Source organism: Saccharopolyspora sp. 6M (genome assembly GCF_020176775.1).
GTDB classification, from domain to species: domain Bacteria; phylum Actinomycetota; class Actinomycetes; order Mycobacteriales; family Pseudonocardiaceae; genus Saccharopolyspora_C; species Saccharopolyspora_C gregorii.
In genome coordinates, this window is record NZ_JAIUJZ010000147.1 from 1 (window position 1) to 22,922 (window position 22,922).

Annotated in this window: 20 protein-coding genes; 5 read left to right on the forward strand and 15 right to left on the reverse strand. The window is 74.1% G+C overall.

Features of this window, described 5'->3' with window-relative positions; translation table 11 throughout:
- Positions 1–682 (reverse strand): thiamine pyrophosphate-binding protein (locus LCD31_RS19380; RefSeq protein WP_255623307.1); only part of this gene is annotated, 682 nt, incomplete at its 3' end.
- Between the two features lie 61 nt (positions 683–743).
- Positions 744–1,700, reverse strand: a complete 957-nt coding sequence (locus tag LCD31_RS19385) for a hypothetical protein (RefSeq protein ID WP_224960021.1) — start codon at positions 1,698–1,700, stop codon at positions 744–746.
- Positions 1,701–1,927: 227 nt separating this feature from the next.
- Here LCD31_RS19385 and LCD31_RS19390 point away from each other — a divergent pair, with 227 nt between their 5' ends.
- The 4 genes from LCD31_RS19390 (at position 1,928) to LCD31_RS19405 (ending at position 6,255) form a co-directional block, all read left to right on the forward strand.
- Complete coding sequence (locus LCD31_RS19390; RefSeq protein WP_224960022.1) at positions 1,928–3,601, forward strand: DNA repair helicase XPB; 1,674 nt, start codon at positions 1,928–1,930, stop codon at positions 3,599–3,601.
- Positions 3,602–3,760: 159 nt separating this feature from the next.
- Positions 3,761–4,354, forward strand: coding sequence for a suppressor of fused domain protein (locus LCD31_RS19395; RefSeq protein WP_224960023.1), 594 nt, complete (start codon positions 3,761–3,763; stop codon positions 4,352–4,354).
- A 185-nt stretch (positions 4,355–4,539) separates the two neighbouring features.
- The gene (locus LCD31_RS19400) at positions 4,540–5,535 is read left to right on the forward strand and encodes an o-succinylbenzoate synthase (protein WP_224960024.1); all 996 of its coding nucleotides are present in this window, start codon (positions 4,540–4,542) and stop codon (positions 5,533–5,535) included.
- Between the two features lie 45 nt (positions 5,536–5,580).
- Positions 5,581–6,255 carry a GNAT family N-acetyltransferase gene (locus LCD31_RS19405; RefSeq protein WP_224960025.1) on the forward strand — a complete coding sequence of 225 codons (675 nt, stop codon included), beginning with the start codon at positions 5,581–5,583 and terminating at the stop codon, positions 6,253–6,255.
- A gap of 18 nt (positions 6,256–6,273) precedes the next feature.
- Here LCD31_RS19405 and LCD31_RS19410 read toward each other — a convergent pair whose 3' ends face one another.
- The 8 genes from LCD31_RS19410 to LCD31_RS19445 all read right to left on the reverse strand — a co-directional run bounded on the left by LCD31_RS19410 (position 6,274) and on the right by LCD31_RS19445 (position 15,401).
- Positions 6,274–7,221, reverse strand: coding sequence for an SRPBCC domain-containing protein (locus tag LCD31_RS19410; protein ID WP_224960026.1), 948 nt, complete (start codon positions 7,219–7,221; stop codon positions 6,274–6,276).
- Positions 7,222–7,349: 128 nt separating this feature from the next.
- Complete coding sequence (locus LCD31_RS19415) at positions 7,350–8,204, reverse strand: xanthine dehydrogenase family protein subunit M (RefSeq protein WP_224960027.1); 855 nt, start codon at positions 8,202–8,204, stop codon at positions 7,350–7,352.
- A complete protein-coding gene (locus tag LCD31_RS19420; protein WP_224960028.1) occupies positions 8,201–10,645 on the reverse strand; it encodes a xanthine dehydrogenase family protein molybdopterin-binding subunit in 2,445 nt (814 codons plus the stop codon). Before LCD31_RS19420 ends, LCD31_RS19415 begins: the two co-directional genes overlap by 4 nt.
- Positions 10,642–11,187 carry a (2Fe-2S)-binding protein gene (locus LCD31_RS19425; protein ID WP_224960030.1) on the reverse strand — a complete coding sequence of 182 codons (546 nt, stop codon included), beginning with the start codon at positions 11,185–11,187 and terminating at the stop codon, positions 10,642–10,644. The genes LCD31_RS19420 and LCD31_RS19425 overlap by 4 nt, the downstream gene beginning before the upstream one ends.
- Before the next feature lie 452 nt (positions 11,188–11,639).
- Positions 11,640–12,752 carry an XdhC/CoxI family protein gene (locus LCD31_RS19430; protein ID WP_224960032.1) on the reverse strand — a complete coding sequence of 371 codons (1,113 nt, stop codon included), beginning with the start codon at positions 12,750–12,752 and terminating at the stop codon, positions 11,640–11,642.
- Entirely contained in the window at positions 12,745–13,851 is a 1,107-nt protein-coding gene (locus LCD31_RS19435) for a VWA domain-containing protein (RefSeq protein ID WP_224960050.1), read from the reverse strand. The genes LCD31_RS19430 and LCD31_RS19435 overlap by 8 nt, the downstream gene beginning before the upstream one ends.
- 73 nt (positions 13,852–13,924) lie before the next feature.
- A complete protein-coding gene (locus tag LCD31_RS19440; RefSeq protein ID WP_224960034.1) occupies positions 13,925–14,794 on the reverse strand; it encodes a MoxR family ATPase in 870 nt (289 codons plus the stop codon).
- A 49-nt stretch (positions 14,795–14,843) separates the two neighbouring features.
- Positions 14,844–15,401 (reverse strand): suppressor of fused domain protein, encoded by a 558-nt coding sequence (locus tag LCD31_RS19445; RefSeq protein ID WP_224960036.1) that lies wholly within the window; start codon positions 15,399–15,401, stop codon positions 14,844–14,846.
- A 26-nt stretch (positions 15,402–15,427) separates the two neighbouring features.
- Between LCD31_RS19445 and LCD31_RS29640 the strand changes: the two genes are divergently transcribed.
- The gene (locus tag LCD31_RS29640; RefSeq protein WP_308015857.1) at positions 15,428–15,937 is read left to right on the forward strand and encodes a PspC domain-containing protein; all 510 of its coding nucleotides are present in this window, start codon (positions 15,428–15,430) and stop codon (positions 15,935–15,937) included.
- Between the two features lie 16 nt (positions 15,938–15,953).
- Here LCD31_RS29640 and LCD31_RS19455 read toward each other — a convergent pair whose 3' ends face one another.
- The 5 genes from LCD31_RS19455 to LCD31_RS19475 form a co-directional block, all read right to left on the reverse strand.
- Complete coding sequence (locus tag LCD31_RS19455; protein ID WP_224960040.1) at positions 15,954–17,972, reverse strand: beta-N-acetylglucosaminidase domain-containing protein; 2,019 nt, start codon at positions 17,970–17,972, stop codon at positions 15,954–15,956.
- Positions 17,973–18,203: 231 nt separating this feature from the next.
- Positions 18,204–19,838 carry a chaperonin GroEL gene (gene groL, locus LCD31_RS19460; protein WP_224960042.1) on the reverse strand — a complete coding sequence of 545 codons (1,635 nt, stop codon included), beginning with the start codon at positions 19,836–19,838 and terminating at the stop codon, positions 18,204–18,206.
- Between the two features lie 301 nt (positions 19,839–20,139).
- Entirely contained in the window at positions 20,140–21,474 is a 1,335-nt protein-coding gene (locus tag LCD31_RS19465) for a serine/threonine-protein kinase (protein WP_224960044.1), read from the reverse strand.
- Positions 21,475–21,587: 113 nt separating this feature from the next.
- A complete protein-coding gene (locus tag LCD31_RS19470) occupies positions 21,588–21,791 on the reverse strand; it encodes a cold-shock protein (RefSeq protein WP_184483357.1) in 204 nt (67 codons plus the stop codon).
- Between the two features lie 446 nt (positions 21,792–22,237).
- Positions 22,238–22,906: a TIGR00266 family protein gene (locus tag LCD31_RS19475; protein ID WP_224960045.1), complete on the reverse strand. Its 669-nt coding sequence runs from the start codon at positions 22,904–22,906 to the stop codon at positions 22,238–22,240.
- Positions 22,907–22,922 lie beyond the last annotated feature (16 nt).

Genomic DNA, 22,922 nt, shown 5'->3' on the forward strand with positions numbered 1-22,922 from the left:
CCAGGTCGCGCCGCCCACGGTGGACGCGGTGGCGGGGGGGGGGGGGGGGGCCGGCGGCCCGGCCGCGCGCCGCGACGCGGGCGCCCCGCCCCCGGGGGGGGGGGGCGGCGCGCGCGGCGGGGGCCGCCGGGTCCGGTGCCGGGTTCGGGGTGGCCGGGCGGGCCGGGACGTCGGCGGCGGGCTGGCCCCAGTCGTCGGCGGGGATCGAGACGAACACCGGCCCCTGCGGCGCGGTCGTGGCCAGCCGGTGGGCGCGGGCGATCGCGGCGGGCACGTCGGCGGCGCTCGCCGGTTCGCAGCTGTGCTTCACGTACGGCCGCGGGAAGGTGGCCGCGTCGGTGGCGCCGAGGAACGGTTCGTCGAACACCAGCGTCCGGGTCTGCTGCCCGGCGGTGACGATCATCGGGGTGCGGTTGCGGTAGGCGGTGAACACCGAGCCCAGCGCGTGCCCGACGCCGCCCGCCGAGTGCAGGTTCACCAGCACCGGCGCCCGCCGCGACTGGGCGTACCCGTCGGCCATCGCGACCACGACGGACTCCTGCAGGCCGAGCACGTAGCGGAAGTCGTCCGGCCAGCCGGTGAGGAACGGGACCTCGGTGGTGCCGGGGTTGCCGAACACGGTGGTCAGCCCCAGTTCGCGCAGCAGGTCCCGCGTGACGTCCCGGACCGTCCGCTCACCCATCCCCGACCTCCCGGCTCGACGTCCGGACCAGCCCAGCACACCGGCGCGCACCGGTCCAGGCTCAGTCCGTCAGCTTGAAGCAGAAGGTCTTGGGCGGGGCGGTGAACACCGAGTAGTTCGCGGTCCCCTCGGGGCAGGCCGATTCGCCCGCGGTGGTGTCGGCGGCGCCGCCGACCTGGACGTCGGCGGCCGGGCTGCCGCACGGCACCTTGGTGTCGATGCCGGTCGGGATGGTGGCGCCCGCGCTGTCGGCGCCGGGCACCCGCTGGCAGTCGCCGACGACGACGTCCGGGATGAGGCACAGCCGGGTGCCGGCCCGGGTGATCTCGGAGTAGTCGCCGTCGCAGCTCGCGCCGCCGTGCTGGACCTGCACGATCCGGTGGTCGGAGTCCGCGGTGCCGCAGGCGGTCATCTCGTAGGCGAAGGTCCGCTCGGAGTCGTCGGTGACGGCCACGCACTCGCCCACCTGCGGGACGGCCTCGGCCATGCCGACCTGCGACCGCACGAAGGTGCCGGCCACCCCGAGCAGCAGCAGCGCCCCGCAGCCGAGGGCGGCGCCGAGCAGGCCGCGCCTGCGCTTCGGCGGTGGCCCGGCGGGCGCGAGGTGCGGCGGGCCGGGCCGGAGCGGACCGGGCGGGAGCGGGCTGGGCAGGAGCGGGCCGGGCGCGGGTGCGAGCGGGGTGAACCCGGGCAGCGGGCCGCCGTACTGCAGGCTCCCGTACCGCCGCCCCTGCTCCGGCCAGACCCGGTCCGGCTCGGCGCGGTCCCCGTGGTCGGCGCGGTCCTCGTGGTCGGCGTGGTCCTCGTGGTCGGCGCGGTCGCCGCGGTCCTCGTGGTCCGGCCAGCCGTGCGTCCGCCAGTCGTGGTCCTGCCAGCCGGGGTGCTGCTGGTCCGGCTGGGACGAGAACCCCCGCGGGCGACCCTGCGCGACCTGCGGGTGCCCGCCCGGCCGGCCCCACTCCGGTGACGACCCCGACGGCTGGACCGGCGAGTGCGGATCCTGCGGCGGAACGCTCACGAAGACACAACTCCTAAATGATCTACGACCGAGCGAAACCTAGCCGACGGCCCCGCGGGCCACGCAGGAACCGGCGGAAACGTTTCCTGAACCGTTCGGTTCCGACATCGCGGACGCCGCACCGGGGCGCCACCGGGGGCGGTGGAATACTGGTGCCCGGCCCAGCCGTTGTTCCCGCAGGCCGATCCACCTGCGCAAAGAACCGCCCAGCCCGAGGAGCCGCACCCGTGACCGACGGACCGCTCATCGTCCAGTCCGACAAGACCCTGCTGCTCGAAGTCGATCACGCCCAAGCCGACGAGGCCCGCGGCGCCATCGCGCCGTTCGCCGAGCTGGAACGCGCCCCCGAACACGTGCACACCTACCGGATCACGCCGCTGGCGCTGTGGAACGCGCGCGCAGCCGGGCACGACGCCGAGCAGGTGGTCGACGGGCTGGTCCGTTTCTCCCGCTACCCGGTGCCGCAGCCGTTGCTGGTGGACATCGTCGAGACGATGGGCCGGTTCGGCCGGTTGCAGCTCGCCCAGGACCCGGCGCACGGACTGGTGCTGGCCTCGCTGGACCGCGCCGTGCTCGAAGAGGTGCTGCGGAACAAGAAGGTCCAGCCGATGCTCGGCGCTCGCATCGATGACGACACCGTCGCGGTGCACCCGAGCGAGCGCGGCAGGCTCAAGCAGCTGCTGCTCAAGATCGGCTGGCCCGCCGAGGACCTCGCCGGCTACGTGGACGGCGAAGCGCACCCCATCGAACTGCACGAGGACGGCTGGACCCTGCGCGACTACCAGCGCCAAGCGGTGCAGTCGTTCTGGGCGGGCGGCTCCGGCGTGGTCGTGCTGCCCTGCGGCGCGGGCAAGACCCTCGTCGGCGCGGCCGCCATGGCCGAGGCGGGCGCCACCACGCTGATCCTGGTCACCAACACCGTCGCGGGCAGGCAGTGGAAGCGGGAGCTGATCGAGCGCACCTCGCTGACCGAGGAGGAGATCGGCGAGTACTCCGGGGAGAAGAAGGAGATCCGCCCGGTCACCATCGCCACCTACCAGGTGATCACCCGCAAGTCGAAGGGCGAGTACAAGCACCTGGAGCTGTTCGACTCCCGCGACTGGGGCCTCGTCGTCTACGACGAGGTGCACCTGCTGCCCGCGCCGGTGTTCCGGATGACCGCGGACCTGCAGTCCCGCCGCCGCCTCGGCCTCACCGCCACCCTGGTGCGCGAGGACGGCCGGGAGGGCGACGTGTTCTCGCTGATCGGGCCGAAGCGGTTCGACGCGCCGTGGAAGGACATCGAGGCGCAGGGCTGGATCGCGCCCGCCGACTGCGTCGAGGTGCGGGTGACGCTCACCGACGAGGAGCGCCTGCGGTACGCGACGGCCGAGGCCGAGGAGCGCTACAAGCTGTGCTCCACCGCCCGCACCAAGGCGCCCGTGGTGCGCGCCATCCTCGACCAGCACCCGGGCGAACCGGCGCTGGTCATCGGCGCCTACCTGGAGCAGCTGCACGAGCTCGGCGAGGCGCTGGACGCGCCGATCGTGGAGGGCTCCACGAAGAACAAGGAGCGGGAGAAGCTGTTCGACGCGTTCCGCAGCGGCGAGATCTCCCGGCTGGTGGTCTCGAAGGTCGCGAACTTCTCCATCGACCTGCCGGAGGCCTCGGTGGCGGTGCAGGTGTCCGGCACCTTCGGGTCCCGCCAGGAGGAGGCGCAGCGGCTCGGCCGGTTGCTGCGGCCGAAGGCGGAGCGCAAGCAGGCGCACTTCTACTCGGTGGTCTCGCGCGACACCCTGGACACCGACTACGCGGCGCACCGGCAGCGGTTCCTCGCCGAGCAGGGCTACGCCTACCGCATCGTCGACGCCGACGACCTGCTCGGTCCGGCCCTGCCGGACGTCGGTCCGCATGGCGGCTGAGGCCGGGGACCACGAGCGTCGCGGGACGGCCGATCGGTTGCGGTACCCGCCGCCGACGCCGCGGAGCGAGGTCGTATTTTCGTCGTCGTCGGTGAAACTGCCCGTGCCCTTCGCGGCACCGGTTACCGTTGCGACAGCACACGCAGCACTGGAGATCGGATGACCACCGAGAAGCACAACACCGCGATGGGTGGTGCGCACCGGTTCATCGGGCTGGCGGAGAACCTCGAACGTCACGCGGGCACCCCGACGGCCGCGGAGCCGCCCAACGTGCGCGGCGAGAACCGCGGCTACGGGCTGGTGTTCTTCCACCTGGAGCAGTACCACCTGAGCACCGTGATCAGCTCCGGGCTGCGGTTCCAGCCGCTGGGCGCGGATCCGGCGCAGGAGCTGGCGTGCACCGTCTACAAGGAACAGGCGGAGGCGGCCCGCCACCTGGTGGACGTGACGTCGGAGCTGCTGGTGCAGAGCGGCACGCACCTGGTGCCGGACCAGATCGTGCCGAACGAGGCCCCGCTGCTGCCGGACACCGAGTTCTACGGGGTGCTGGCGAGCGGGCATCCGCTGTTCCCGCCGGAGTTCACCCGCTTCACCGATCCCGAGGGCGTCGAGCAGCTGCAGGTGTACACGCTGCTGCCGGTGACCTTGGGCGAGCTGAACTACATCCTCGACAACGGGGTGACCGCGCTGCGCCAGCAGTGGGCCCGGTTCGAGGTCGACGTGTTCGACCTCGGCCGCCCCAGCGTCGCCTGACGCGCCGGATCCCGTTCGCACCGGCCGCCCCCGCGGGTGGCCGGTGCGTCACGTCGTGACCGGTGCGGGAACACCTGCACCGCCCACGACGTCATCGCACGTGCGTCCCGCTGCCCGCACGTGGCACCGGCAGGACGATGTGCGCGACAGGACGCCGTGGTGACGGCCGAGCGGAAGGAACGAACATGACCGCGAACGGGGCGACGATCAGCCTGGCCGAGCTCGACGCGGTCCGCGTGTACGGCCTGCCGATGCGCACCCGGTTCCGCGGCATCACCCGCAGGCACGGGGTGCTGCTCGGCGGCCCGGCGGGCTGGGGCGAGTTCTGCCCGTTCGAGGACTACACCGACGCCGAATCGGTGCCGTGGCTGGCCGCCGCCTTGGAGTCCTGCGCGGGCGACTGGCCGGAACCGGTGCGCGACGAGGTCCCGGTGAACTGCACCGTGCCCGCGGTCGGCGCCGAGCGGGCGCACGCCATCGCCGCCGCCTCCGGCTGCACCACCGCGAAGGTCAAGGTCGCCGAACGCGGCCAGGACCCCGGCGAGGACCTGGAGCGGGTCGCCGCGGTCCGGGACGCGCTCGGCCCGTCCGCCGCGATCCGGGTGGACGCGAACGCGGCCTGGGACGTGGACACCGCCATCGCCCGCATCGCCGAGCTGGACCGCGCCGCGGGCGGCCTGGAGTACGTGGAGCAGCCGAGCCCCACGATCGAGGACCTCGCCGCGGTCCGCCGCAAGGTGCAGGTGCGCATCGCCGCCGACGAGTCCATCCGCCGCGCCGAAGATCCGCTGGCGGTCGCGGTCGCCGAGGCCGCCGACGTGGCCGTGCTCAAGGCCGCGCCGCTCGGCGGGGTCCGGCGGGCGCTGCGGGTCGCCGAGGCGTGCGGCCTGCCCTGCGTGGTGTCCTCCGCGGTCGAGAGCAGCGTCGGGCTCGCCGCGCAGCTCGCGCTGGCCGGGGCGCTGCCGGAACTGCCGTTCGCCTGCGGGCTCGGCACCATGTCGCTGCTCGACGGCGACGTGGTCAGCGATTCGCTGGTGCCGCGCGGCGGGGTGCTCCCGGTACCGCGCCGCGCTCCGCAGCCCGACCCGGCGCGGGTCGCGGCGGCCACGCCCACCGCCGACGACCAGCGCCGCTGGCTGGACCGCCTGGTGCGGGTGCACGCGCTGCTCGCGTCGCGGTGACCGCCCTCCGAGCCGGGGTTGGCGGCGCGGTGGTTGGCTAGCGGCATGGAACGCACTTCTCCCCCGCTGGCCGAGCTGGTCCGCCGGTGGCAGCACGGGTGGGGCGTGGCGTGCGGGCTCGACCCCGCCGACGAGGCGGACGGTGCGCTGCACGTGCTGTCCGGCCAACCCGGCAGGCACCTGGAGAGCATCGTGCTCGACGCCGACGGCGACCCCGGTTCGCTGCGCCTGCACGCCGCGCAGGTCGCCGGATCACCGCACTCGGACTGGCTGACCGTGCCGACCACCGCGCCCGCCGCCGTCGAGGACGTGCTCAGCTCGGAAGGGCTCCGGCTCGCGCCCGCGCGCGAGCACTTCATGCGCACCGACCTGGCCGCGCACCCGCGGCGGGACGCCGCCCCGGAGTACGCCGTGGAGCTGGACCGGGAGGGCCCGGTGCTCGCGGCCCGGATCACCGACGAACGCGGGGATCCCGCCGCGCACGGCGTGATGGTGGTGCACGGGGACGTGGCCGTGGCGCACAACATCGCCACCTACCGCGCGCACCGCAGGCGCGGCCTGGGCGGGGCGCTGATGAGCGCGCTCGCGCGGGAGGCCGTCCACCTCGGCGCGGGAACCGGGCTGCTCACCGCGAGCAGGCAGGGCCGCCACCTCTACACCGCGCTGGGCTGGACGCGACTGGCCGGCGTGGTCGGCGCGGGCACCCGCACCCGCCGCTGACCAGCGGCGAGGCGCGGTTCACCGCCGGGCGCGCCTGCGGCGGAGGGCGCGCAGCAGGAGCGCCGCGGTCGCCACGGCGGCGGCCACCGGCAGCGCGCGCTTGAGCACCGGCGTGCCCGCCGCGCCGAGCAGGTCGATGGCTTCCTCCGACGGCGCCGGGCCGCCGGTGACCACGGCGTCCGCCCGGTGCGCGGAACCCCGCACGGCGGTGGTCGTGGCGGCCACCGCTTCGGCGGGCGCGGTCCGCTCCGCGGCGGCGGGCGAGGTGACCCGCCACGCCGGGTTCCGCCCCGCGCGGCCCGGGGGCCGTTCGCCGTTGTCCTGGTGGCCGGAGCGGTCCGGCGACCGGCGCGGCCCCGCTCCCGGGTCCGAGCGGTCCGGGCCGTCCGATCCGGCGCGGGACGCCTCGTCCTCCCCGGTGGTGCCGCCGGGATCGGACGCGGCGGGCCGGGCTCCGGAGCTCGCCGCGAGGCCCTCCCCGGCGCCGGTCCGCCCGCCACCGGGCTGGGAGGCCGGCGCGTCCTGCCCGGTCAGGCTCCGCGCCAGGTTCGCCGCGAACTGGTGCAGGATCTTCCCGCCCACCTCGGACATCAGGCCGCGCCCCAGCTGCGCCGGTTTCCCCGTCACCTTCAGGTCGGTGTCCACCGCCGCCGAGGTGCGGCCGTCCTCCTCGGTGAGCGTCACGGTCACCGTCGCCGCCGCCGTGCCGTTGCCCCTGGCGTCCTTGCCGCCCGCGTCGATCACGACCCGCCGCGTCGATTCGTCGACCTCCTGGAACGAGCCGGATCCCTTGTACAGCAAGGAGATCGGGCCCAGCTTCACCTTCACCGAGCCGGTGAAGCGGTCGCCCTCGGCGGAGGTGAGCGTGGCACCGGGCATGCACGGGGCGACCCGCTCCGGATCGATGATCGCCGGCCAGGCCACGTCGACCGGGACCGGGACGGTGAAGTGGTGCTGCATCTGCACGGGACAGGCCCTCCTGGTAGATCGCCGCACGACGTGCGGGGCGGAGCTCGGCGGCCGGTGACCGACCCCGCGCGCACCGCCGGGCACCCGGGTTCCGGGGCGCGCCGGGCGCACCGGCCCGTCCATTCCTACACCCCGGCGGCCGCGGCCACCGCTCGTCCGGTGAGGACCTGCGCGAGGTGTTCCCGGTAGTCCACGTCGGCGCTCGCGTCCGCGGCGGGGCTGGTCCCCTCGGTGGCGAGCTCGGCGGCGCGGCGGATCGCACCCGCTTCGGCCGGGGCGCCGACCAGCGCCCGCTCCACCCCGAACGCGCGGATCGGCACCGGCCCCATGTTGGTGAGGCCGACGCGGGCTTCGGCGATCGCGCCGCCGTCCACCCGCACCGCGGCGGCCACGCCGACCATCGACCAGGCCTGGGCGACCCGGTTGAACTTCTCGTAGTGCGCCGACCAGCCCGTCCACTTCGGCAGCCGCACCTCCACCAGCAGCTCGTCCGGTTCCAGTGCGGTGGTGAACAGGTCGGTGAAGAACTCGGCGGCCGGAACGGTCCGCCGCCCGTCCGGCCCGGCGAGCACCAGTTCCGCGTCCAGCACCAGCGCGGGCGCGGGCAGGTCCCCGGCCGGGTCGGCGTGCGCGAGGGCCCCGCCGAACGTTCCGCGGTGGCGCACCTGCGGGTCGGCGACGGTGCGGGTGGCCTGCGCGAGCAGCGGCAGGTGCGCGCGGACCAGCCGGTCCCGGAGCACGTCGTGGTGGGTGGTCATCGCGCCGATCACGACGGTGCCGCCCTCCTCCCGCACGCCGCGCAGCTCCGGGATGCGGGCGAGGTCGACGACGAGCTGCGGGTCGGCGAGCCGCATCCGCAGCACCGGCAGCAGGCTCTGCCCGCCGCCGAGCACCTTCGCCTCGTCCCCGGCCTCCCGCAGCGCGCGCACCGCTTCCTCCACGGTGGACGGTGCGATGTGGTCGAACGCCGCCGGGATCATCGGTCGCCTCCTGGAACTCGGTTCATCGAACCCGTGCCGCCGCCGGGTTCCGGTGCGGTGGCGCCGGAGGCGCGCGCCCCGGTGATCGCCCGCCACACCCGCTGCGGTGAGCACGGCATCTCCACGTCGGTCACCCCGCGGTGGCGGATCGCGTCCACCACCGCGTTCACCACCGCCGGGGTGGAGGCGATGGTGCCCGCCTCCCCGACGCCCTTCACGCCCAGCCGGTTCGACGTCGCCCGCGTCTCGGTGCGGCCGGTGGTGTACTCCGGCAGGTCCGCGGCGGAGGGCACCAGGTAGTCGGCGAGCGTCGCCGTGGTGAGGGTGCCGCTCTCGTCGTGCACGGCCTCCTCGTACAGCGCCTGCGCGATGCCCTGGGCGAGCCCGCCGTGCACCTGGCCCTCCACGATCAGCGGGTTCACCACGGTGCCCACGTCGTCGACGCACGCGTACTCGCGGATCCGCACCCGGCCCGTCTCGGTGTCCACTTCGACCGCGCACAGGTGGGTGCCGTGCGGGAACGAGAAGTTCTCCGGGTCGAAGGTGGCGTCGGCGTCCAGCGAGGGCTCGACCCCTTCGGGCAGGTCGTGCGCGGCGAACGCGGCCAGCGCCACCTCGCCCAACGCGGTGCTCCGCGAGGTGCCGCGCACGCCGAACCGGCCCGCTTCGAACTCCACGTCGTCCTCGGCGCACTCCATCAGGTGCGCGGCGATCCGCCGCGCCTTCTCGATCACCTTGTCAGCGGCGGCGACCACCGCCATGCCGCCCACGGCGAGCGACCGCGAACCGTAGGTGTCCAGGCCCTTCGGCGAGGTCTGCGTGTCGCCGTGCAGCACCGCGACGTCCTCGAACGGCACGCCGAGCCGGTCGGCGACCAGCTGGCTCCACGCCGTCTCGTGGCCCTGCCCGTGCGGGGAGACGCCGGTGACGACCTCGACCCCGCCGGTGGGCAGCACCCGGATCGCCGCGTGCTCCCAGCCGCCCGCGCCGTAGGACAGCGACCCGAGCACCCGGGACGGGGCGAGCCCGCACATCTCGGTGAACGTGGAGACCCCGATGCCCAGCTGCACCGTGGCACCGGTCCGCCTGCGCTCGGCCTGCTCGGCGCGCAGCTCCGCGTAGCCCAGCAGCCGCACCGCCTCGTCGGTCGCCGCCGCGTAGTCGCCCGAGTCGTAGGTCAGCCCGGAGACGGTGTCGAACGGGAACTCGTCGCGCTCGATCCAGTTCTTGCGCCGCAGTTCCAGCGGGTCCGCACCGAGCTCGGCGGCGAGTTCGTCCATCATCCGCTCGATGCCGAAGGTCGCCTCCGGCCGCCCGGCACCCCGGTACGCGTCGGTCGGCGTCTTGTTGGTGAACACGGTGGTGCAGCTGAAGTGGTAGGCCGGGAACTTGTAGATCCCGTTGAACATGAACGCGCCGAGGATCGGCACGCCCGGGGTGACCAGCCGCAGGTAGGCGCCCATGTCGGCGAGCAGCTCCACCTTCAGCCCGGTGACGGTGCCGTCGCGGCGCGCGGCGAGCGACAGCCGTTGCACCTGGTCGCGGCCGTGGTGGGCGGCGACCATCGACTCGGAGCGGGATTCGGTCCACTTCACCGGCACGCCGAGTTCGCGGGCCAGCAGGAAGGTGATGATCTCCTCCGGGGTCACCTGGAGCTTGCCGCCGAACCCGCCGCCGACGTCCGGCGCGATCACCCGGATCCGCTGCTCCGGCACGCCCAGCGTGGTCGCCAGCATGAGCCGCAGGATGTGCGGGACCTGGGTGGCCGACCACATCGTGCACTGGTCGCCGGTGGGGTCGACGACGACGGAGCGGGGTTCCATGAACGCCGGGATGAGCCGCTGCTGGCGGAAGGTCCGGTCGATCCGCACCTCGGCTTCGGCGAGGGCCCGCTCCACGTCACCGCCGGTGCCCGCCTCGGCGGAGTCGAAGGTCCAGGTGGCGCTGCGGTTGGTGCCGAGTTCTTCGTGCACCAGCGGGGAATCCGCGGCTGCGGCGGCGTCGAGGTCGAGCACCACGGGCAGGTCGTCGTAGTCCACGTCGATCGCGTCCAGCGCGTCGTGGGCCTCGGCGGCGCTGCGGGCGGCGACGACGGCGACGGCCTCCCCGGCGAAGTGCACCGCGTCCACCGCCAGCGACGGCGCCTGCGGCGCCTTCATGTCCGGGGTGATCGGCCACGCGCACGGCAGGCTGCCCTGGACGGCGGCGAGGTCGCGGCCGGTGCGGACGGCGCGGACGGCGCGGACGCCGGGCATCTTCGCGGCGCGCTCGGTGTCGATGGAGGCGATGCGGGCGTGCGCGGCGGGGCTGCGCAGCACGGCCAGGTGCAGCATGCCGGGCAGCGCGATGTTGTCGGTCCAGCGGGTGCGCCCGGTGATGAGGCGGGCGTCCTCCTTGCGCTTGCGCGCGCGGCCGAGTTCCGGTTCGGCGGTGGAGGTCATGGCCGCCCCACCTCGGTCCGGGTCTCGGCGGACGTGCGCTGCCGCGGGGCGTCCTGTTCCAGCGGTGGCCCGGCCCCGGGGCGCATCCGCCGCGCCGCGTCCTGGACGGCCCGGACGATGTTCTGGTAGCCGGTGCAGCGGCACAGGTTGCCTTCGAGGCCTTCGCGGACCTGCTGCTCGTCCGGGTCGGGCGTCTCGGCGAGCAGGTCCAGCGCCTGCATGATCATGCCGGGGGTGCAGAACCCGCACTGCAGCGCGTGGGCGTCGTGGAAGGCCTGCTGCAAGGGGTGGAGCTCGCCGTCGCGGGCGAGCCCTTCGATCGTGGTGACGTGGTGTCCGTCGGCCTGCACCGCCAGCACGGAGCAGGCCTTGACGCTCTGCCCGTCCAGGTGGACGGTGCAGGCGCCGCAGTTGCTGGTGTCGCAGCCGACGACGGTGCCGACCTTGCCGAGCCGCTCCCGCAGGTGCTGCACGAGCAGGGTTCGGGGCTCCACGTCGTCGGTGTGGTCGGTGCCGTCGACGTTGACGGTGATGCGCGGCATCGGGCCTCCAGAGGACGGGCCGCGGGAGCGCGGGCGTTCGGGAAACGCGAGCCCCGTTCGAGTGACGGGGGTCACATCCACCGAGCCTGCTACGCCGCCCCTCCGCGAGCAACCCGGACGCTCGCGCGCGGGTGGCGATCGCCCCGAACGGGACGACCGCCCCCGGCCTCAGAGCAGGACGCCGTCGGGGGTCGGCTGCACGGTGCCGATCCGCAGGCTCGTGATCGGCAGCCACGGGTACGGCTCCCCGGCCCCTCGACCACGACGTTGCTGAACCCCGCCGTGCCCGCCGGGGTCGCGCCGAACCCGACCGCGACGAAGTCCGTCTCCCCGTACTCGGCCCGCACGCCGGCGTAGGCGGTCTCGCCGGGCGCCAGCTCCGCGACCCCGGGCGAGCCGGGGACCTCCACGTAGTCGGTCGGCACCAGGAGTCGCCCCGAGCGGGCGGGCCGTCAGCGGTGGATGGGTCCTTCCGTCTCGGTGAGCCGGGCGCCGAGCCCGCCCCAGCGCAGCGCGATCAGCTCGGCGGCGATCGACACCGCTGTCTCCTCCGGGGTGCGGGCCCCCAGGTCCAGGCCGATCGGCGAGGACAACCGGGCCAGGTCCGCCTCCGGGACCCCGATCTCCCGCAACCGCAGCATCCGGTCGTCGTGGGTGCGCCGCGAACCCATCGCGCCCACGTAGCCGAGCCGCTGCCGCAGCGCGATCTCCAGCACCGGCACGTCGAACTTCGGGTCGTGCGTCAGCACCATCACCGCGGTCCGCGCGTCCAGCCGGCCCGCCTCCGCCTCCGCCGCGAGGTAGCGGTGCGGCCAGTCCACGACCACGTCGTCCACCCCGGGGAACCGGGAGCGGGTGGCGAACACCGGCCGCGCGTCGCACACCGTCACCCGGTAGCCGAGGAACGAGCCGATGCGGGCCATCGCCGCGGCGAAGTCGATCGCGCCGAACACCAGCATCCGCGGCGGCGGTTCGAAGGCGTTCACGAACACCCGCATGCCCTCGCCGCGCCGCTGCCCCTGCGGCCCGTACTCCAGGACGCCGCTGCGACCGCTGGCGAGCATGCCGCGGGCGTCGTCGGCGACCGCGTCGTCGACCCGTGCCTCGCCGAGCCCACCCTGCGTGCGCTCCCGCCACACGAGCAGGTGGGCACCGACCCGGGCCGGATCGGGATGGTCCACGACGGTCGCGACCGCCACCGGTTCCTCCTCGCGCACCGACTTCGCGACCGCGTCGAAGTCGGGGAACGAATCGCGGTCCACCCGCTCCACGAACACGTCGAGGATGCCGCCGCAGGTCAATCCGACCGCGAACGCGTCGTCGTCGCTGACGCCGTAGCGCTGCAACGCCGCCGGTTCGCCGTCGAGCACCGCGGTCGCCCGCTCGTACACCGCTCCTTCCACGCACCCGCCGGAGACGCTGCCGACGGCCTCACCGCCCTCGGTGACCAGCATCGACGCCCCGGGCGGGCGCGGCGCGGACCGGAAGGTCGCGACCACCGTGCCGAGGCCGACCGACTCCCCGGACTCCCACCGCTGGAACACCTCGTCGAGCACGTCACGCACGGCCCACCTCCGCTGCACCTCGCCGTGTCATGGCCATCTCAGCACCCCGGACGGCCGTCGCATTCCCGCCCAGGCGGACGACTTCCGCCCACACCCGTTGCAACGAGCCGAGGCTGTGCCCCGGTACGAGCGCGTCCAAGTGCGGCAGCGCCGCCGCGATCCCGGACTGCACCGGCGCGTACCCGCCGTGCCCGGCGTGCGGGTTCGCCCAGATCACAGCCCGCGCCAGCCGCCGCAGGTGCCGCAGCTGCTCGCCGAGCAGCGCCGGATCACCGCGCTCCCAGCCGTCGGAGAACACCACGACGACCGCGCCGCGCGCCGTGCCCCGCCGCCCCCACCGGTCCAGGAAGGCCCGCAGCACCTCGCCGAGCCGGGTGCCGCCAGAGAAGTCCGGCACCGCCGCCGCGGCGGCCCGCAACGCCCGCTCCGGGTCGCGCCCGCGCAGCTGCGCCGTGACCCGCGTGAGGCGGGTGCCGAGCGTGAACACCTCGGTGCTCGCCGGAGCCCGGCGGACCACCACGTGCGCGAACCGCAGCAGCGCGTCCGCGTACGGCTCCATCGACCCGGAGACGTCGACCACCAGCACCACCCGCCGGGCCCGGCGGCCGCGGCGCCTGCGCTCCAGCCGCGGCGGCTCGCCCCCGGAGCGCAGCACCGCCCGCAACGTCGCCCGGGCGTCCAGCGGGCCGTGCCGGGCCCGCCGCCACCGCGCGGCCGGCCGGTCCGGCGGATCGGGCCGCACGGTCGCGAGCAGACGGCGCAGGTGTTCGCGCTCGGCCTCGCCCAGGCCGGCGAGGTCCCGGTGCCGCAGCACCTCGTCGGCGGCCGCGGCGCGCACCGGCTCGGCCTCCTCGGACTCCTGCTGCCGCTCCCCCGGTTCGAGCGGGGCGATCCGAGCCCGGCGCGGCGCGGCAGGTGCCCGCGGCCGCGGCGCGGCGCCGCCGAACCACGCGGCGAACGCGGCGTCGTAACGGGCCAGGTCCGCGGGGTCCGCGCACAACGTCACCCGGCCCGCCCAGTACACCGCGGAGCGCTCCGCCATCCCGGTGTGCGCGGTGGCGGCCAGGAACGCCCGCACCCGGTCCGGGCCGCAGGCCATGCCGGAGAACCGCAGCGACCGGGCGAAACCGACGAGACCGGCGGTGGTGCTCACCGCTCCATGATGCCCGGCGTCAGCCGAGCAGCCCGGCGGCGCGCACCCGGTCCGCGTCCTCCCGGTACTTCAGCACCGCACCGAGCGCGGCGGCCGCCCGCTCCGGGTCGAACTCGGCGGCGCCCAGCGCTTGCAACGCCCGCGCCCAGTCCAGCGCCTCCGCCACGCCCGGCGGTTTCACCAGCTCCAGCTCCCGCATCCGCTGCACCGCGTCCGCCACCTGCGCGGCGAGCCGCTCGTCCAGGCCGGGCGACCGGCGGCGCAGGATCGCGACCTCCCGCGCCAGGTCCGGGTGGTCCAGCCAGTGGTACAGGCAGCGGCGCTTCAGCGCGTCGTGCAGTTCGCGGGTGCGGTTCGAGGTCAGCACCACCACCGGGGGCACCTCGGCGCGGACCTCGCCGAACTCCGGGATGCTCACCGCGTGCTCGGACAGGAACTCCAGCAGGAACGCCTCGAACTCGTCGTCGGCGCGGTCGATCTCGTCCACCAGCAGCACGCACGGCGCTTCCCGCAACGCCCGCAGCAGCGGACGGGCCAGCAGGAACCGCTCCCGGTACAGCGAAGGTTCCGCGGCGTCCGCGTCCAGCGCTCCGCCCGCCGCGGCCTCCAAGGTGCGCAGGTGCAGCAGCTGCCGCGGGAAGTCCCAGTCGTAAAGGGCCTGCGCGGCGTCGATGCCCTCGTGGCACTGCAACCGGATCAGCCGCACGCCGAGCGCCGCGGCCAGCGACCGCGCGAGCTCCGTCTTGCCGGTGCCCGGCTCGCCCTCGCACAGCAGCGGGCGGTGCATCCGCAGCGCGAGGAACACCGCCGTGGCGATGCCCTCGTCCGGCAGGTACCCGGTCGCGTCCAGCGCCGCGGCCACCTCGGCCGGGGAACGCCACTCACCCATCCCGCGAGCGTAACCACCCGCGGGCCGCGCGGCGCCCGGCTCGCGCGGGTCAGGCCGCGGACGGCCTGCGGATGTCGGTGAGGTCCACGTTCCGCTGCTCCCAGCGGTCGTAGAGGGCGTCCCGGCCGTAGCGGGCCACCAGCTGCGACTCGCCGCGGGTGACCGGCAGCAGCGTGATCAGCTGCAGCACCGGGCCGCCGTCCTCGTCCAGCAGCACGTCGAACTCGTCGGCCAGGTACGGGTGCGGCGCGGCCAGCGCGCCCGCGATCTCGGTCTCCGGCAGCAGCAGGCGGTCGTTCATGATCAGGGCACCGTAGCCGACGCGGCTGTTCGACTCGGTGAGCAGTTCGGCGACCACCGCCGTGAGGTGCCTGCCGTGGATCTCCTGGTCGGCGTGCACCGTGCACAGCACCTCCTGCGGCAGCGGGGCGCCCGCCGTGTGCTCGCGCAGCCCGCTGGTCAGCACCGACACGTACGGCCCGGAGCGGTGGTCGCAGTAGACGAGGTGGTACGCGCGCTCGCGCCCGCCGGTGCCGCGGGAGTCCGCGCCGCGGACCGTGCCGACGTACTTCTCGACGTGCGCGGGGAACCCGCTGAACCGGCTCATGCCACCCCTTCCGTTCGAAGCCGATCATGTCACGGGCGGGGTGCCGGACCGTCCGGGTGCGGGGCTTCCCGGAGGCGGGCGCCGGAAGGCGTAGGGGTGCGGACCGGGGTCGCCCCGGATGTTCCGGGGCCGTCCGGCGACCAGGCTGGTGGCATGACGGAGACGACGAACCACCTGGACACCGGCACCACCGAGACCGGGCCGGACGGCCTCGGCGGCGGGTCCCCCCCCCCGCCCCCCCCCGCCCGTGCCGGACCCCGGGGCCGCCGCCCCCCCCCCCAGCGGGGGGGGGGGGGCGGGGGGGCCCCCCCCCCCCCCCCCCCGCCCGCGGCGCCCCCCCCCCCCCCCCCGCCGCACCCCGCAAGTTCCGGCGGCGGCGGGACGGGATGCTCGCCGGGGTGTGCGGCGGCGCCGCCGACCTGCTCGGCATCGACGCGACCCTGGTGCGGGTCGCGCTGGTCGCCGCCACCGTCCTCGGCTTCGGCACCGGGATCCTGCTGTACCTGGTCTGCTGGGTCCTGGTCCCGGAGGGCTGAGCCCCCGCCGACCGGCTTACAGCTGCGGGGCCTGCCGGACGAACACGTCCAGCACCCCGTCGGCGAGGCGCACCGGGCCCTGCGGCCGGGTCTCACCCGGAATCGTCTGCACCTGCTCGGCCCGGCGGGCCAGGTCGGCCGCGACGGCGAACCGCTCGTCCGCGACCTGCCCGGCACCGTCCTCCCGCGCCTGCAGGCCGTCCACCGTGGTCACGAGCGCGTCACCCCACAGGTCGGTGGCCCGCAGCCACGGCTCCGAGTCGGCGACGAAGTCCGCGGGCGCCGACTCGCGGATGAGCTCCGGGGCGTCCGCGATCTGCCGCGCGTAGTCCCGCAGCTCGTTCAGCGCCTGCGCCCGGTCCCCGCCGCCCCACCCGGAGCGGAACTCCTCGATGCGCCGCGCCAGCTCCGGCGCCGGCGGCAGCCATGGGGAACCGTTCGCCAGCGGCGCCATGCTGTTGAGGTCGAAGAACACCTGCAGGGCCCGCGTCGTCGCCGGGTCGGCCGCCGAAGCCGGGCGCAACGCCGCCGCCGGGTCCGTCGCCAGGTAGCGCGCCGCCGCGCGGTGCGCGCGCTGCGCGTCGAAGTCGTCGTCGTTCCAGGCGAAGTCGGCCGCGCCGATCTCGACGACCTTGCTGGCCGCGGCCTGGTTCATCGGGTTCACCACGTCACCGACGAGCTGCTCGCCCAAGCCCGGTTCGCGTTCCCCGTACGGCCCGAGCAGCAACCGGCCCTCGGAGCCGTCGAAGTCGTTGACCGGGTAGTTGTCCCACAGGAACACCTTCCGGCCCCACGCCTGCGCGGCCTTCTCCGCGTCCGAGACGGTGATCTGCCGCGGGATCACGCCGTCCCCGGTCCACATCGCCACGACCCGCGGGTCCAGACCCTCGCGCAGCGCCGTCTTGTACGGCGAGTCGTCGTAGTCGGAGTACTCGGTGGGCACCATCTGCAACGGGCGCGCGTCGGGGTGGGTGTCGATGAACTCGCGCTGCACGCGGCTGAGGATCTCCGCCTGCGCGCGGCCCGCCGCCGACTCGCCGGGTGCGCCGTAGCGCGCCTGGTCCTCCCCGCAGTTCCAGCGGGTGTAGGAGATGTCGTCGAACGGCACCGAGAAGTCCCGCACGCCCGAGTCGTACACGGCCTGCAGCTTCGCCAGCAGCGCCTGGAAGTCCGCGGGGTCGCTGAAGCAGATCGACTGGCCGGGGGACAGCGCGAAGGTGAACCGCACGTGGTGCGCCGCGGCCTGGCCGATCAGCTCGCGCACCTCGGAGAGCTTGTCCGCCGGGTACGGCTCGCGCCAGCGCTCCCGGTGGTACGGGTCGTCCTTCGGCGCGTAGACGTAGGTGTTGAGCTTGACGTCGCCGTAGAACGCCAGCTGGTCCATCCGTTCCGCGTGCGTCCACGGGCTCCCGTAGAAGCCTTCGATGGAGCCGCGGATCGGCATGTTCGGCTGGTCGACCACGCCGACCCCGGCGATCCGGCCGGGCGACGCGAGCTGGCGCAGCGTCTGCACGCCGTAGTAGGCGCCCGCCGCGTCGTCGGCGCCGATCACCACGGTGTCCTGGCCGCCGCGCGCGGCGAGCACGTAGCCCTCCGCGGGCAGCGGTGACGGCGCGCCCCACCCGTTGGCCTGCAGGCCCTTCACCACGCCGGGGGCCATCCGGTCCCCGATCCGCACCAGCAGCGTCGCGTCCTCGGCGGGCGGGCCCGGTTCGCGCACCACCACGTCGGAGGCACCGGCCTCGCGCAGCACGCGCTGCGCCAGGTCCCGGGTGGGTTCGTCCACGAAGGGGTCGACGACGAGCTCGACCTTGCCGCGCACCGCGACGTCGTCGCCGAGCCGCTCGGCCTTCTGCGGCTGCGGCACCACCTCGGGCACGCCTTCGGCCGGGTAGGACGACGGCCCCGCTTCCGCGCCCGCGCCGGGCTGCGGCGGTGGCGGTGCCGCGTCGGTGCAACCCGCGGCGACCAGCGCGGCGCTGAGCACGATCGCCGCCGAACCACCGAACCGGCGCAACGCACCTGGAATGGCCATTCGCCCGAACCTCCTCGACCTGAGCGGACGTGTCACGTGGGTGCTCAGGAGATCACACCGTCCCGGCGGACGCCGCGACCTGACCGGCTTGCGCCACGCGTCCGGCCGCAGCGTCCCCCGATCGGCCGCAGGCCGGCCGGGCCCGGAGCGCGAGAAGGGCCGCCCCGGAACGGGACGGCCCTTCTCGTGCGGTTGCTGGGATTCAGCGCGAACCCCGGTGACCGGCCTGGGTCACATCATGCCGCCCATGCCACCCATCGGGTCGCCACCGCCGGCCGCACCGGCGGCTTCCTTCTCCGGCTTGTCCGCGACCACGGCTTCGGTGGTCAGGAACAGCGCGGCGATCGACGCGGCGTTCTGCAGCGCCGAGCGGGTGACCTTGGTCGGGTCCGGCACGCCGGCCGCCAGCAGGTCCTCGTACTCGCCGGTCGCGGCGTTGAGGCCGTGCCCGACGGGCAGGTTCTTGACCTTCTCCGCCACGACGCCGCCTTCGAGACCGGCGTTGATCGCGATCTGCTTCAGCGGGGCCTCGACGGCCAGCTTGACGCTGTTGGCACCGGTCGCCTCGTCGCCCTCGAGCTTGAGGCCGTCGAACGCGGACACGGCGGCCTGCAGCAGGGCCACGCCGCCACCGGCGACGACACCCTCCTCGACGGCGGCCTTGGCGTTGCGGACCGCGTCCTCGATGCGGTGCTTGCGCTCCTTGAGCTCGACCTCGGTCGCCGCACCCGCCTTGATGACGGCCACGCCACCGGCCAGCTTGGCCAAGCGCTCCTGCAGCTTCTCGCGGTCGTAGTCGGAGTCCGAGCGGTCGATCTCGGCGCGGATCTCGTTGACCCGGCCGGCGATCTGCTCGTCGTCGCCCGCACCTTCGACGATGGTGGTCTCGTCCTTGGTGACGACGACCTTGCGGGCCTGGCCCAGCAGCGGCAGGTCCGCGGTCTCCAGCTTGAGGCCGACCTCTTCGCTGATGACCTGGCCGCCGGTCAGGATCGCCATGTCCTGCAGCATCGCCTTGCGGCGGTCGCCGAAGCCGGGGGCCTTGACCGCGACGGACTTGAAGGTGCCGCGGATCTTGTTGACCACCAGGGTGGACAGGGCCTCGCCCTCGACGTCCTCGGAGATGATCAGCAGCGGCTTGTTGGCCTGCATGACCTTCTCGAGCAGCGGGAGCAGGTCCTTGATGTTCGAGACCTTGGAGCTCAGCAGCAGGATGTACGGGTCGTCGAGCGACGCCTCCATCCGCTCCGTGTCGGTGACGAAGTAAGGCGAGATGTAGCCCTTGTCGAAGCGCATGCCCTCGGTGAGCTCGAGTTCGAGCCCGAAGGTGTTGCTCTCCTCGACGGTGATGACGCCTTCCTTGCCGACCTTGTCCATGGCCTCGGCGATCAGCTCGCCGATCTGGCGGTCGCCGGCCGAGATCGCCGCGGTGGAGGCGATCTGGTCCTTGGTCTCGATCTCCTTGGCGCTCTTGAGGAGCTGCTCGGCGATCGCCTCGGTGGCCTTCTCGATGCCCCGCTTCAGGGCGATCGGGCTGGCGCCGGCGGCGACGTTGCGCAGACCCTCGCGCACCAGCGCCTGGGCGAGCACGGTGGCGGTCGTCGTGCCGTCACCGGCGACGTCATCGGTCTTCTTCGCCACTTCCTTGACGAGCTCGGCCCCGATCTTCTCGTACGGGTCCTCGAGCTCGATCTCCTTGGCGATGGAGACGCCGTCGTTGGTGATGGTCGGCGCGCCCCACTTCTTCTCGAGCACGACGTTGCGGCCCCTCGGCCCGAGCGTCACCTTGACGGCGTCAGCGAGGGTGTTCATGCCGCGCTCAAGGCCGCGGCGGGCTTCCTCGTCGAACGCGATCATCTTGGCCATTGCGGTGTGGTCCTCCACCTATCTGGACGCCACGAAAGGCAGATTCACCCCGTGGCAGGACTCTGTGCTCGGCCAGGCTCGGTGCCCGCGACGGACGACCGGTCGCGCACCCGCCGTCGTGTGGCGGAGCGCGGACGGCCTCACCGTCCCGACCTGGCACTCAACTGCGCTGAGTGCCAAATCCAGGTTTAGCACTCACGCCGGGCGAGTGCAAGCCGCTTCGGCGCGCGATGCCCCGACCAGCCGCATTTCCCCCGTTCGGGCCGTACGCGGCCACCCGACGGGGTGGCCGACGCCATGCTCAGCGGCCGACCGTCGGGACCTCGGTGGGCAGGCCGCTCGGCTCGACCGAGGACGAGTTCGCGGCCGACGTCGTGGCCCCGCCGGAGCCGCCGGAACCGCCGCTCGACGAGGACGCCAGCGCGATGAACACGATCACCAGGACGATCGCGGCGAGCGCGATCAGCAGCGGCACCAGCCACTTCGCCGAACCACCGCCCTTGTCGGTGGCGAACGACGCGGACTGCGCCGGCATCGGCGGGCGCAACCGCACCGGATCGGCGCCGGGACCGGACATCGGGCGCGGCGGCTGCTGGTACGGCGGGCCGTACGGACCGGACTGCTGCGGCCCCGGTGCGGGCTGCGGGCCGGACGGTGCGGGCTGCGGGCCGGTGACCGGCGCGGCGGGCGGCGGGACCGGGCCGGACTGCTGCGGCGAGCGGGCCGGCGGCGGCGCGGGCTGGACCTGCTGCGGGCCGGACGGCGGCCCGAGCGTCGGCATCGTCTTCTTCGTCGGCGCGTCCGGCGGCGCGTTCAGCGCGGCCTTCGCCGCCGCCATCAGCTCCTTGCAGGTGTCGTAGCGCTGGTCGGCCTTCTTCGACATGCCCTTGCGCAGCACCTCGTCCAGCCCCACCGGCAGCGCCACCAGCGACAGCGCGGACGGCGGCGCGGTGCCCAGGTGGCCCTGGATGACCTCCTGCACCTGGCCCTGGAACGGCGGGCCGCCGGTCAGGCAGGCGAACAGCATGCAGCACAGCGCGTACAGGTCGGTGCGGCCGTCCACCGGCTCGCCGCGCAGGTGCTCGGGCGCGGCGTAGGTCGGGGAGCCGAGGAAGTCGCCGGAGCTGGTGCGGTGCCCGGTCGCGCCGCGGCGGGTGAGCCCGAAGTCCGCGAGGTACACGTGCTCGTTGGACGACTCCCGCGAGGTCACCAGCACGTTCGCCGGCTTCAGGTCGAGGTGCACCAGACCGCGCTCGTGCAGCATGTCCAGCGCCTCGGCGACCTGGCTGAGCAGCTCCAGCGCGCGCGGCGGCGAGATCGGCCCGTCCTTGATCAGGCTGGCCAGGTCGGACCCGTCGACCAGCCGCATCGCGATGTAGAGCATGCCGTCGACCTCGCCGAAGTCGTACAGCGGCACGATGTTCGCGTGGTCGATGGCCGAGGTGTTGCGGGCTTCGTCGACGAAGCGCTCGCGGAACTCCGCGTCGCCGGTGATGTGCTCGCCCATGATCTTGAGCGCGACCTTGCGGCCCAGCCGGGTATCGGTGGCGCGGTACATCACGCTCATACCGCCGCGGCCGAGCACTCCGTCGATCTTGTAGTGGCCGAGACGGCGCCCGGTGAGGTCTTCCGACACGTCAGGGAGCCTAACGTCCCGCGATCTTCCCCGTCTGCGGGTTCCACCGGTTCGGGCCGGAAGAGCCCAGTGGCCCGCCCCCGGTTGCGGGGCGGGCCACTGGGCGGCGGGTTTCAGACCTTGCGGACGCCGTCGGCTTGGCTTCGACCGTCGCGCCCCGCCTTCACCTCGAATTCGACCCGGTCACCTTCGGCGAGGGTGCGGAAACCGGACATGTTGATCGCGGAGTAGTGCACGAACACATCGGAACCACCATCGGTGGCGATGAAGCCGTACCCCTTCTCCGAGTTGAACCATTTGACCGTGCCGACCGCCACGGCGTCCTCCTCGTTGAAATGTGATGCGCAGCGCCCCGAAAAAGCGCCGATGGAGCACGGATGACGCTACCGGAGTCGACCCGGTTCGTCCGCTGTTGACCATTGCGACTTTTCCGCGAAATACTGCTCCGAACGAGTGCATTTCCCAGCCACGGCGCGTAGCCGGAGCGATTCGGTTGGGCCGATTCGCCGACACGAGAATCAGGGAATATTCCGAATTTCGCAGCGGCGCGGGAGCAGCGGCGCGAAAGCCGGCCGGAACCCGCGCTCCGGCATCCGGCGGCGCGGGCGAACGCGCAGCGGGCACCGCCGGACGGACCGATCCGGAACGAGCGCGGGCGCAATCCGAAATGAAGATCGTTCCCCATTGCCGCCCGCCCGCGAGACCCGGCATCGAACCCGGCCACCGAAAGCGGCCCGCATTCCCGCGCCGCCGAATACCGCGCTCAAGAACGGGGTGCGCCGAACCCCTGCGAATGCAACCAGCCCACCATGGAACGCGGATCCCGCGTCTGCACCAGCACCTGGCCCGGGCCGGCGAAATCGAACACCAGCCCCTCCCCCGTCTTCAACGACTGCGCCACGCCCTGCCCCAGCTGCCGCAACCGCGTCTGCACCGCATCCCCGTACGCCACCACGTGCCCGGGTGAGACGGTGAGGAACTCCCCCGGCTGCAAGGTCATCACGTCCAGCGCGCCGCAGCAGGCCAGCACCACCGGCCCCTGGCCGCTGACGTGGCCGAGGAAACCGCGCTCCCCGCCGAAGAGGTTCTTGAACCCGGCCCACTGCTCGTCGAACCGCACCCCGGAGGCGGACGCGAGCCACGCCGACCCCGTCACGCACCAGCCCTGGCCGTCCGGCTCCAGCACGTGCAGATCACCCGGCAGCGCGGGCGCCACGTCCACCCAGCCGCCCTGCTGCCCGGCGGTGCAGGTGGTCACGGCGGCGGACCGGCCCTTCGCCAGCGACTTGAGCAGACCTCCGCCGCGCACCTCCACCGCCACGCCGTAGCTGGTGGCCAGCAGCGCACCGGAGGCGATCCGGACGGGTTCGCCGGGCGCGAGCAGCAGCCGGGACACTCCGAACGACGGCGTGTGCCGGTTCCGCACCTGCACAGCCCCTCCCCTCCCC

Coding starts and splice junctions, on each gene's coding strand:
- LCD31_RS19395 (WP_224960023.1), top strand. CDS start 3,761: ATGACCACCGAGAAGCACAACACCGCGATGGGTGGTGCGCACCGGTTC.
- LCD31_RS19400 (WP_224960024.1), top strand. CDS start 4,540: ATGACCGCGAACGGGGCGACGATCAGCCTGGCCGAGCTCGACGCGGTC.
- LCD31_RS19405 (WP_224960025.1), top strand. CDS start 5,581: ATGGAACGCACTTCTCCCCCGCTGGCCGAGCTGGTCCGCCGGTGGCAG.
- LCD31_RS19415 (WP_224960027.1), bottom strand. CDS start 8,204: ATGATCCCGGCGGCGTTCGACCACATCGCACCGTCCACCGTGGAGGAA.
- LCD31_RS19420 (WP_224960028.1), bottom strand. CDS start 10,645: ATGACCTCCACCGCCGAACCGGAACTCGGCCGCGCGCGCAAGCGCAAG.
- LCD31_RS19425 (WP_224960030.1), bottom strand. CDS start 11,187: ATGCCGCGCATCACCGTCAACGTCGACGGCACCGACCACACCGACGAC.
- LCD31_RS19435 (WP_224960050.1), bottom strand. CDS start 13,851: ATGGCCTGCGGCCCGGACCGGGTGCGGGCGTTCCTGGCCGCCACCGCG.
- LCD31_RS19440 (WP_224960034.1), bottom strand. CDS start 14,794: ATGGGTGAGTGGCGTTCCCCGGCCGAGGTGGCCGCGGCGCTGGACGCG.
- LCD31_RS19445 (WP_224960036.1), bottom strand. CDS start 15,401: ATGAGCCGGTTCAGCGGGTTCCCCGCGCACGTCGAGAAGTACGTCGGC.
- LCD31_RS29640 (WP_308015857.1), top strand. CDS start 15,428: ATGTCACGGGCGGGGTGCCGGACCGTCCGGGTGCGGGGCTTCCCGGAG.
- LCD31_RS19455 (WP_224960040.1), bottom strand. CDS start 17,972: ATGGCCATTCCAGGTGCGTTGCGCCGGTTCGGTGGTTCGGCGGCGATC.
- groL (WP_224960042.1), bottom strand. CDS start 19,838: ATGGCCAAGATGATCGCGTTCGACGAGGAAGCCCGCCGCGGCCTTGAG.